General features: G+C 74.2%; 1 protein-coding gene. It reads right to left on the bottom strand.

The features are described from left to right. Window positions 1-2,971 (bottom strand): amino acid adenylation domain-containing protein (locus AB0J52_RS34430; RefSeq protein ID WP_500187078.1); only part of this gene is annotated, 2,971 nt, incomplete at both ends.

The raw sequence follows: 2,971 nt of genomic DNA, 5'->3' as shown, positions 1-2,971 counted from the left end.
CAGCTCTCGCCGCCGGACTCCACCGCCACCGCGTCGGGAGTCCGCGCCGCCTGCGCCTCGAACAGCTCGGCCAGCGACCCGGCCGCGACCGGACGGCCCGTGTCGTTCCATCCCGACAGCACGCGCTCGCGCTCGCCGTCCACCAGCACGTCCAGGTCGCCGACCCGCACCTCCGGGTCGGCCGTCACCTGGCCGAGGACGGCGGCGAGCCTGGCCACCAGGGTCCGGACGGTGTCCTCGTCGAACAGGTCGGCGGCGTACTCGACGGTGCCGGTGAGGCTGTCGCCCTCGCGCGTCTCGGTGAGGACGAACGACAGGTCGAAGCGCGCGGCGGCGGTCTCCGGCGGCGGCCGCAGTCGCTCGACGTCCAGGCCGGACGGCTCCCAGGCGGCCCGCGCCTCGGGCAGGTGATCGAGCGCCAGCATCACCTGGAACAGCGGGTGGCGGGCCGGTGAGCGCTCCGGGTTCACCGCCTCCACCAGCCGCTCGAACGGCAGGTCCTGGTGGGCGTAGGCGGCGAGGTCGGTGTCCCGGACGCGGGCCAGCAGCTCGGTGAAGGCCGGGTCGCCGCGCAGGTCGGCGCGCAGCACGAGCGTGTTGGAGAAGAACCCTGCCAGGTCGTCCAGCGCCGCGTCGCCGCGACCGGCGACCGCCGTCCCCAGAGGCACGTCGGGGCCCGCGCCGAGCCGGGACAGCACGGCGGCGAGGGCCGCCTGGACGACCATGAAGGTCGTGACGCCGGTGCGCCGGGCGAGCCGCGCCACGGCGGCGTGCAGGTCCGCGGGCAGGTCCAGCGGAACCGCGGCGCCGCGGTACGACGGCCGGCTCGGCCGCGGACGGTCCTGCGGCAGCGTCAGCTCCTCCGGCACCCCGGCGAGGGCGTCCCGCCAGTACGCGAGCTGCGCCGCGACGGGACTCGCGGGATCGTCCGGATCGCCGAGGACGTCGCGCTGCCAGAGCGCGTAGTCGGCGTACTGCACCGGCAGCGGGGCCCAGTCCGGGGCACGGCCCCCGCTGAGCCGCGCGGCGTAGGCCGTGCCGAGGTCGCGGGAGACGATGCCCATGGACCACGCGTCGAGGGCGATGTGGTGGGCGACCAGCACCAGGACCGCCTCGGTCCGCGACCGCACGAGCAGCCGCGCGCGCCACGGCAGTTCCCGCGCCACGTCGAAGCCGCAGTCCAGCGCCGCGATCAGGGCTTGGTCAAAGTCCCGTTCGCCGACCTTTTCGACGGTGAGTTCCGGGTGGCCCGCCGGGCCGTCGATGATCTGCTGGCGCGGCACGCCGTCCTGCTCCGGGAAGACCGTGCGCAGGCTCTCGTGCCGGTCGGCCACGTCGCCGAGGGCCGCGCGCAGCGCCTCGGCGTCCACCTCCCCCGACAGGCCGAGGACGAGCGGGACCGTGTAGGCCGCACCCGCCCCCGCGCGCTCCAGCCGGTTGAGGAACCACATCCGGCGCTGCGCGGAGGACAGCGGAATCGGTTCCGGCCGTTCGCGGGCGGTAAGGGCCACCGGCCGCGGCATGTCCCGCCGGGCCGCGACCAGGACGGCGACGGCCGCGGCGGTCGGGTCGGCGAAGACCTCCCGGATGCCCACCTCGACGTCCAGGACCGTGCGGATCCGTCCGATCAGCCGCATCGCCAGCAGCGAGTCGCCACCGAGATCGAGGAACGAGTCGTCCGCGCCGACCGTCTCCAGGCCCAGCACCTCGGCGAACAGGCCGCACAGAACCTTCTCGCCGGCCGTGGCCGGGGCGCGGCCGGTGCCGGACGCGACGAAGTCGGGGGCGGGCAGTGCGGCCCGGTCCACCTTGCCGTTCACCGTGACGGGCAGGTCGTCCAGCACGACCACGGCCGCCGGGACCAGGTGCGCGGGCAGCCGGTCCGCGAGGTGCGCGCGCAACTCTCCCGGCGTCGCGTCCGCCGTGGCGTAGGCGACCAGCCTGCGGGTCCCCGCCGCGTCCTCCCGCACGACGACCACAACGCGCCGGACCGCCTCGTGCTCGGCCAGGACCGCCTCGACCTCGCCCGGCTCGACGCGGAACCCGCGGATCTTCACCTGGTCGTCGGCGCGGCCTGCGAACTCCAGGAAGTTCTCCGGCGTCCGGCGGGCCAGGTCGCCGGTGCGGTACATGCGGTCGGCGGGGACGAACGGGCAGGCCACGAACCGCTCGGCGGTCAGGCCGGCCCGTCCGAGGTAGCCCCGCGCGACACCGGGTCCGGCCACGTAGAGGTCGCCGACCTCGCCTGGAGGGACGGGGCGTAACGACTCGTCCAGGATGTAAGCGTTGGCGTTGTCCATCGGGCGTCCGATCGGGACCGGCCCGTCCACCTGCCGGGGGTCGGTGAAGGCGAGTTCGGTGGTGAACGCCGTGGTCTCGGTCGGGCCGTAGGTCGTCCGGACGACCAGGCCCGGGTGGGTCTTGAGCAGCGTCCGGATGGCGGCCGGGGAGACCACATCGCCGCCGGTGGAGACCTCACGGACACCGGTGAACATCTCGGGGGCCTGCTCGGCGAAAGCGGCGAACAGCCCGGCCGTCGCGTGCACGTTCGTGACGCCGTGCTCGGCGATCAGCGCTGCCCGCTCCTGAACGTCCACTTCGCCCGGCGGGACGATCACCAGTTGGCCGCCGCGCAGAAGTGGCACCCAGATCTCGTAGGTGGAGGCGTCGAAGGCGTGGTTGGCCTGGACCAGGACGCTCCGCACCACCTCCTCATCCCAACAACCCGCCGCACAGAAGTCCGCGACGTTCGCGTGCGTGACCGCCACACCCTTCGGCACACCCGTCGAACCCGACGTGTAAATGACATACGCGAGTTGCTCGGGTGGCACGTCCAGGTTGCCGGGTTCGGCATTGTCGGTGCCGGTGTCGGGGAGCGCGGCCAGGAAGCCGGCGTCCACGACGACGGCCGGACGCGCGTCGGCGAGCATGAACTCGACGCGCTCCGCCGGATAGGACGGGTCGATCGGCA

The sequence above is a fragment of the Spirillospora sp. NPDC049652 genome (assembly GCF_040675125.1).
Classification (GTDB): domain Bacteria; phylum Actinomycetota; class Actinomycetes; order Streptosporangiales; family Streptosporangiaceae; genus Spirillospora.
Note: the sequence above shows the minus strand (reverse complement) of the source record. Positions and strands in the feature narration are given on the sequence as shown.